Source organism: Microbacterium sp. SLBN-111 (assembly GCF_049739645.1).
Taxonomy (GTDB): Bacteria; Actinomycetota; Actinomycetes; order Actinomycetales; family Microbacteriaceae; genus Microbacterium.
Genome location: NZ_JBMGQH010000001.1, coordinates 2,321,862 through 2,329,958 on the forward strand (window position 1 = coordinate 2,321,862; position 8,097 = coordinate 2,329,958).

The window sequence follows — 8,097 nt, forward strand, 5'->3', positions numbered from 1 at the left end:
GACGCGTCGTCAGGCGAGGTCGGCCGCCCGGCGGAGAGCCGACCCCAACTCGTCCGGCGTCCGCAGAGCACGACGGGCGTCCCGCACGGCGCGGCGCAGCGCCGGGGAGCCGGGCGTCGACCCGCTGACCGCGGCGGCGGCGATCGCGTGGGCATCGCGGCACCACGTCACGGCGAGCGGCGGCGGTCGCCGCACGAGAGCGAGCGCACGCCCCGCTTCGACCAATGCGGCGGCGGACCGGTCGAGCTCGCGCAGCGCGCCGCGGAGCTGCTCCTCCGGAGCGCGGGCGGCCGCGGCATCCGTCGCCGCCAGACGATCCGAGACGGCCCCGAGCACGCCGACGAGCCGCAACCGTACGACGTCGGTCGTCGGCACCGGGTAGACGAACACCACGGCGGCGAGACCGATGGCCACGCCGAGCACGATCTCGACCAGCCGCTGCCCCATGAGCGGGGTCGCCGCGCCGGTGAGGCGTTCGAGGAGCGTCAGCGCCACCGTGACGCCGAAGGCCCACGCGACGTACCCCACGTCGCGGAACAGGATGCCGAATCCCACCGCCGCGAGCGCTCCGACGACGAGCGCGGTGTCGCCTCCGGGGAGCGCGGTTCCCGGGACGAGCGCGAGCACCGAGCCGGCCGCGGCGCCCACCAGCCGGTGCAGCCCGGTGCGGATGGCATCCGCTCGGCCCCTCGGCAGGTAGGCCACGATCACCGTGCTGAGCACGACCCACGCCCCGTGCGCGCCGAAGAGGAGACCGCCGACGAGGAAGGCGGCGACGAGGGCGACGGCGAGCTGGAGGGCCGCGCGGACCGCAGCCGACGGGCGGCGCCCTTCTCGCCCGGGTGGAACACGTCCTGCCGACTCCTCACGCGGCAGGAGACCGATCGCGCGGGCGGTGCCCTGCACGGCCCACACCACGATCCACGCGAGCACTGCGATGAGGATCGGAGCCGCCGCGTCCACGAGCGGTCCGCGGTCGCCGCCGACCCCGCCCGGCAGGAACAGCACCGCGATGAACGTCGTCGCGGCGAGCGATCCCGCGCGGCGCCACGCGGGTCCACGATCGCGCAACAGGACGACGCCGACGAGCACGACCACGTACACCGCGGCGCCCACCCACGGGCTCACCCGCAGCAGTGCGCCGAGGGCCTCGCCGACCACGCCGACCACCGGGAGCAGGACGAGCGCCTCGAGCCGTCCGCGCGCATCACGCTCCAGCTGGCTGCGACTGAGGGACGCGGTCAGGGCGATCCCGAGCATGACCGCGGCCGGCTCGGGCAGCACGATGAGCAGGATGGCGACGACGATCGCCGCGGCGACGAGCGCCAGGGCCCCGCGGCCCAGGCGGACCCGCCATCCGTCGCGCACGGCGACACGCTATACCCGCCGCCGCGCCCTACCCTCCGCCGCGTGAGACCCGCCGCCGCGATTCACCCCGCGCGGTACCTCTACCGGCGTCGGTGTCGCAGCGGGCGCCGCGAGCCCAGTGCGCGGACGGCGGCCCAGCTCCCCACGCTCACGAGGCAGCCCGCCGCGAACGTCGCGACGGCCACCGCCAACGCATCTGCGGGGCGCGGGTCGCTGCTTCCGACGGCCTCGCGCACGACGGGGACGGAGGCCGTTCTCACCGCGGCCCCGCGCGCCAGCTCCGCCCGTTGCCGCAGCGCCGCGCCCGGGTCTCCGCCCAGCACCCGCACGAGCGCATTGACCGTGCGCTCACTCGGAAGCGTTCGACCGGACAGCGCTTCGGAGATCACCGTGCGGGAGATCCCCGTCGAATGCTGCAGGTGCGCCAACGTCGGACTGCCGGCTTCCAGCCGGAGCCGGCGCAGGCCCGCCGCGAAGTCCGCCACGTCGTGTGTCGCGTGCGCGGACATCCCCCCATGGATGTCGTTCTCGTTCATCGTTCTTCCCCCCGAAAGATCGATCGGAATTTCCGGATACGTCCGGAACGGATGATTCCTGCCCCCACGGCGAAGATACATGGTGAATTCTCCCCATGGGGGCGACCGGGGCCTCTGCGCTCTACTTGGCCCCGGTACCGAGGTCAACGGACCTCACATCATCCGGGGGGATAGGGCATTGGGGATCAGCTGGCTGTGGCGCCGGAGGGGTGCTGTCGCGTCGGGGGCGACGCTGACGGCGGCCGCCGTGACCATCTCGACGCTCGCCGCACTGCATCCGGGAATCCCCACGGCCGACCTGGAGCTCGACGACGGCGGCGTGTGGGTCACGAAGACCTCCGACCTGCTCGTCGGGCACCTGAACTACCCGTCCCGCCTGCTCGACGGCGCGCTCCGCACGCGGGCGGCGGACTTCGACATCCTGCAGGACGGCGACACCGTCGGCGTCGTGGACGCGGTGAACTCCACCCTCACGCTCGTCGATCCCGCCAGCGTCGCGCTCGGCAACGACGCGACGCTCCCGGAGAAGTCGGTCGTCGCGCTCGGTGGAACGACCTTCGCGGTCCTCGCCGCCGGGCACGTGTACACCGTTCCTTCGACGTCGCTCACCGGAACGACCTTCGACCCGGATGCCGCGGCGGCGGACATCGGCGACGGCGGTGCCGTGGCCGTCTCGCGCTCCGGCGCGCACATCGTCGCCGCCTCCGCGCGGGACGCCGCCCTGCTGACGATCGACTCGGGCACGGGCGAGGCCCGGTCGCAGGCACTCCCGAAGCTCGCGGACGACGCCGCGCTGGCGACGACGGCGGTGGGGGAGCAGGGCGTCGCCCTCGACACCGCGTCGGGCACGCTGTACACCCCGGGCGGGACGGCGGTCGAGCTGCCGGACGGGGCGGGCGCGCGGCTGCAGGAGGCCGGCGCCGACGCCGACTCCGTCTACGTCGCCACGCCCACGGCCCTGTTGCGCGAGCCGCTCGGCGGGGGCACGCCGGAGACCGTCGCCACCGTGGCGAAGGGCGTCCCTTCGGCACCCGTGGTGGTCGGAGGCTGCGCGTACGCCGTCTGGAGCGGCACGGGAGCCTACGTGCGCGACTGCCCGGGAACGGCCGACGACGTTCAGCTCACGATCGAGACCACCCCGGACGCGCACCTGGTGCTGCGCGCCAACCGCCGGGTCGTGGTCGTCAATGACACCGTCGCCGGCACGGTGTGGGCCGTCGAGCAGAACGCCCTCCGCATCGAGAACTGGGACGAGGTCGTCCCGCCGGCCTCTGACGACGCGCAGGAGGAGCAGTCCCAGGACGAGAAGCCGCAGTTCGATCTGCCCGAGCGGAGCGCGCAGAACACGCCGCCCACCGCGGTCGACGATCAGTACGGCGTCCGCGCGGGCCGGACCACGATCCTCCGGGTGACCGAGAACGACACCGACCCGGACGGCGATCTGCTTTCCGCGTCGCTGGTGAACGACCCGCCGTCGGGGTGGGACGTGCAGCCCGTGCTGGGCGGTGCCGCACTGCAGGCCTCGGTGCCGGCGAACGCGAGCGGGGCGACGGCCCTCCGGTACCGGGTGGACGACGGCCGGGGAGGCACGGCCGAGGCGACCGCGACGGTCACCGTGCGTCCGCCCGACGTCAACGAACCGCCGGTGCAGAAGCGCATCGACACGGTCCTCGTGGAGGCCGGTGCGTCCCTCACCTACGGCGTCCTCGACGCGTGGAGCGACCCCGACGGCGACGACGTCTTCCTGCAGAGCGCGACCGTGGACGGCGGTGACCAGGTCACGTTCCGCAGCAACGGCGTGCTGGAGTACACGGCCGCGACCGCTCAGACCGGCATCCACGAGGTCACGCTCGTCGTGTCGGACGGGCGGGAGACCACCGAAGGCGTGCTGCGGGTCGACGTGCGTCCCACGGACACGCTCAACCCGGTCGCCAACGCCGACCGCGTCACGGCCGTGGCCGGTGTCCCCGTCACCGTGGCGCCCCTCGACAACGACCTCAGCCCGACGGGACGGCAGCTGCGTCTGTCGAAGCACGACACCGTCCCGGGCGCGACGATCACCCCCGACTTCACGGCCGGAACGTTCGACTTCGTCGCCGAGCAGCCCGGCACGTACTACGTGCAGTACCTCGTCACGGACGGCCCGCATTCGGCGGTCGGCATCGTGCGCATCGACGTCGTCGCGGCGGGGGCCTCCCCGCTGCCGCCGGTCGCGGTGCGCGACCTCGCGCTCCTGCCGACGGGGCGGTCGACCCTCGTCGACGTGCTCGCCAACGACGTCGACCCGGCGGGCGGCATCCTGGTCGTCCAGACCGCCCACGTCCCCCCGACGGCCGGGGTGTCGGTCGAGGTCCTCGAGAACCGGATCCTGCGGGTCACCGACCTCTCGGGTCTGTCGGGGCCGGTGACGCTGACGTACACCGTCTCCAACGGAACGCAGAGCGCGACCGGCGAGGTGCTGGTCATGCCCGTGCCCCTGCCCGCACAGTTGCGGCCGCCCGTCACCGTCGACGACACCGCCGTGGTGCGGGTGGGCGACGTCGTCTCGTCCCCGGTGCTCGCGAACGACTACAGCCCCGACAACGACACGCTGCGGCTCGAGCCGACGTTCGTCGAGACCGACGCGCCCGACAAGAACGCGATCTTCGTCGACGGCGACCGGATCCGCTTCCAGGCCGGCGCGGAGCCGGGCACCGTGCACGCGACGTACGAGGTCTCCGACAGCCAGCAGAACCGCACCGCCGGTTACCTCACGATCCAGGTGCTCCCCGCCGACCAGGGCAGCAACTCCGCCCCGCGGCCGAAGCCCGTGACCGCGCGCGTCATCGCCGGGAACACCGTGCGCATCGCGATCCCGCTGACCGGTATCGACACGGACGGCGACTCGGTGGAGCTGGTGGGGGTGGCATCCAATCCGCAGAAGGGCACGGTGACCACCGGCGACAGCTGGTTCGTGTACGAGGCCTACCCGGATGCCACGGGGCGCGACACGTTCACCTACACGGTGCGCGACCGCCTGGGTGCCGAGGCGCAGAGCACCGTCGTGGTCGGCGTGGCCGCGCCCGGCTACGACAACCAGGCGCCGTACGCCGTCAAGGACACCGTCACCGTCAAGCCGGGGCGCCGCGTCGCCGTGCCCGTGACGGCGAACGACTCCGACCCCGACGGCGATCCGATCTCGATCGACCCGAACGGGCTGACGGCCCCCGAAGGAGTGGATGCCGAGATCCTCGGCGGACGCGTCGTCGTCACGGCTCCCGAGACTCCGGGGCAGTACACCTTCTCGTACACGATCGCCGACTCGTACGGCGCGACCGCCGTGGGCGCGCTCCTCGTCACGGTCGACCCGAACGCGCCCGCGGTGGCGCCGATCGCCCGCGACGACCGAGTTCCTCCGGGGCAGATCACGTCCGCTCCGACCGTCGACGTGAACGTCCTCGAGAACGACGAGGACCCGGACGGCACCGTCGACGACCTCCGCGTGACGACGAGCGATTCCACGGTGACGGTCGGCACCGGTGGTGTCCTCACGGTGACGCTGCAGCCGACGCCGCAGATCATCCGCTACCGGATCGAGGACGCGGATTCGCAGTCGGCGCAGGCGTTCGTCTTCGTGCCCGGCCTCGACGCGCTGGTGCCGACGCTCGCGACGACCGAGCCCGTGACCGTCACCAGCGGAGAGACGGTACGCATCACGCTCGCCGACCAGGTGCACGTGCGTCCCGGGCGCGAGCCGCGCATCGCCACGGCGGACTCGGTCCGCGCCGGTCACGCCGACGGCTCGCCCATGATCGTCGACGAGCACACGCTCGAGTACCGCTCGGCCGCGGGCTTCTTCGGCCGCGACTCGCTCGGGGTGCTCGTGACCGACGGCACCGGTCCGGACGACCCGCAGGGGCTCTCCGGCTACGTGTCGATCCCGATCACCGTCGTCCCGGCCGAGAACCAGTCGCCGATCATGCGCAACGCCTCCGTCCAGGTCGCCCCGGGCGAAGGCAGCCAGAAGCTCGACCTCGGGCGCCTCACGCGCGACCCCGACGAGGGCGACGAGGAGAAGCTCACGTTCTCGATCGACGGCGATGTGCCGGCGGGCTTCCGCGCCTCGATCTCGGGGCGGACGCTCGAGGTCTCGGCGGACGCCGACGTGGCAGCCGGAGCCACCGGCACCGTGCGCGTCCTCGCCTCGGACGGCACCTCCGCGCCCGGCGCGGGGCTCGATCGCCCTCAGTGCCGTCGTGTCGCAGCGCCCGTTCCCCGTCGCCAACGACGACGTGATCGCGCGGGCCGACCAGGGCCGCACGACGAGCGTCGACGCGCTCGCGAACGACATCAACCCGTTCGCCGACAAGGGACCGCTCGAGCTGATCTCGGCGCGCGTCGACAGCGGACAGGGCACGGCGGTCGTGAACGGCGGCCGCGTCGACGTGACGCCCGCGTCGGACTTCGTCGGCACCATGGTCGTGAGCTACCGGATCGGGGATGCCACGAAGTCGGCGGAGCGCCAGGTCGACGGCCGGATCCTGCTCACGGTGCAGGGCCGCCCGGGAGCGCCCGGCACCCCCACGGTCACGTCGATCCAGGACCGCACCGTGGTGCTGTCGTGGTCGACGCCCACCAACAACGGGTCGGCGATCACCGGGTACAAGGTGAGCTCCCCGCAGGGGTACAGCAAGACCTGTGCGTCGACGACCTGCACGCTCGACGGGCTCACGAACGACGTCGAATACACGTTCACGGTCATCGCCACCAACGAGGTCGGGGATTCCGATCCGTCGCCCGCGTCGGCACCCGCGCGCCCGGACGCCCGCCCCGACACCCCGGCCTCCCCGACGACCGTGTTCGGCGACCGGAGTCTCACGGTCACGTGGGCCGCTCCGCGCTCGACCGGGTCGCCGGTGACGTCGTACAACCTCGAGATCTCGCCGGCCCCGGCGACCGGCCCGATCCAGCGCACCGGCGTCGGCGGAACGAGCATCGTGTGGGACGGTCTGCAGAACGGCGTCGCCTACCAGGTGCGCGTGCAGGCGGTGAACCGCGCGCCGGACCCGAGCGAATGGAGCCCGTACTCGGCGGCAGTCGTCCCCGCGGGCGTGCCGAGCGCGCCGGGCACACCGACGACGACACCGGCGACTCCGGTCGGGGCGCAGGCGCAGATCGGTGTGTCGTGGGCCGCACCCGCCGACGAGAACGGCGACCGCGTATCGGGCTACACGCTCACGGTGAAGCGCGGTGGGACCATCGTCAACACGATCGCCACGACCGCGACCGCCCAGAACGTCGTCGTGGACACCAGCGAGACGGACTACGCATTCTCGGTGACCGCGCGGAACAAGGCCGGCGACTCGGCGGCGAGTGCCGATTCGGCGCCCCGACGGGGCGCGGTCGCGCCCGGGGCACCGGCGAACGTGGTGTTGACTCCGCGCGACCAGTCGGTCGGTGTCGAGATCACGCCCGGTCCGCTGAACGGTTCGCGGTCCAGTGAGATCGTGTACCACTACCGGATCGACCAGACTGGGGCGCAGGGCACCCTTCCCCCGTCCGGCGGATCGATCGGCGGCCTCGCCAACGGCGCGACCTACACGATCAGTGTCTGGGCGACCTCCTCGGTCCAGGGCGTCTCGCCCGGCGCGGAGACCCGCTCCAACGAGGCCGTCCCGTTCGGGAAGCCGATCCTCACCTTCGAACAGGTGAACCGGCAGGACCGTGCCGTGCAGTTCGTCTGGACGGTGAACGCCAACGGTCGGCCGATCACCGGCACGAACGCGCCGGTCGGCGGCGAGGGGCGCCTCTCCTGGACGAAGGACGGACTGCAGCCGAGCGAGTCCTACACGCTCAACCTCTCCTACACGAACGAGGCGGGCACGACGTCCGATTCGCGGACAGGGCAGGCGAATGATCCGCCGCCGACAAAGGCATGGATCACGAACATCTCCGGCAAGTCCGCGACGCTGAACTTCCAGAGCTACCAGGCCGGGACCTACGAGGTCCGGTGTTGGGCCGCCTCGAAGTACGAGGACCGCAAATGGGACGGCGTTGCCGGCGCGAACTACGCCGGGGCGGTAGCCAACGTCGCCATTCCGGAAAACGGCTCTGTCCGCATCGACTGCCCGGACACGCACGGGCGGCTGGGGGACGACAAGCCATTCTCCCTGGAGATCTTCAGCAAGGAGTGGGTCACGGGCCGATGAACCAA

At 72.5% G+C, this 8,097-nt stretch carries 3 protein-coding genes and 2 pseudogenes; 3 read left to right on the forward strand and 2 right to left on the reverse strand.

Annotation, left to right across the window (positions count from 1 at the left end; genetic code table 11):
- Positions 1-9: 9 nt before the first annotated feature.
- Positions 10-1,368 carry an FUSC family protein gene (locus tag RKD05_RS10730; RefSeq protein ID WP_424709955.1) on the reverse strand — a complete coding sequence of 453 codons (1,359 nt, stop codon included), beginning with the start codon at positions 1,366-1,368 and terminating at the stop codon, positions 10-12.
- 80 nt (positions 1,369-1,448) lie between these two features.
- Complete coding sequence (locus RKD05_RS10735; RefSeq protein ID WP_424709957.1) at positions 1,449-1,985, reverse strand: helix-turn-helix domain-containing protein; 537 nt, start codon at positions 1,983-1,985, stop codon at positions 1,449-1,451.
- Here RKD05_RS10735 and RKD05_RS10740 point away from each other — a divergent pair.
- From RKD05_RS10740 to RKD05_RS10750, 3 genes and pseudogenes are all read left to right on the forward strand, one after another.
- Positions 1,984-5,502: pseudogene (locus RKD05_RS10740) on the forward strand (Ig-like domain-containing protein); the annotation flags it as partial. The gene RKD05_RS10735 and the pseudogene RKD05_RS10740 sit on opposite strands and share 2 nt — an antisense overlap.
- Before the next feature lie 481 nt (positions 5,503-5,983).
- A pseudogene (locus RKD05_RS10745) lies at positions 5,984-7,207 on the forward strand (fibronectin type III domain-containing protein); the annotation flags it as partial.
- Positions 7,208-7,390: 183 nt separating this feature from the next.
- Entirely contained in the window at positions 7,391-8,092 is a 702-nt protein-coding gene (locus RKD05_RS10750) for a hypothetical protein (RefSeq protein ID WP_424711893.1), read from the forward strand.
- The last annotated feature ends 5 nt before the right edge of the window (positions 8,093-8,097 follow it).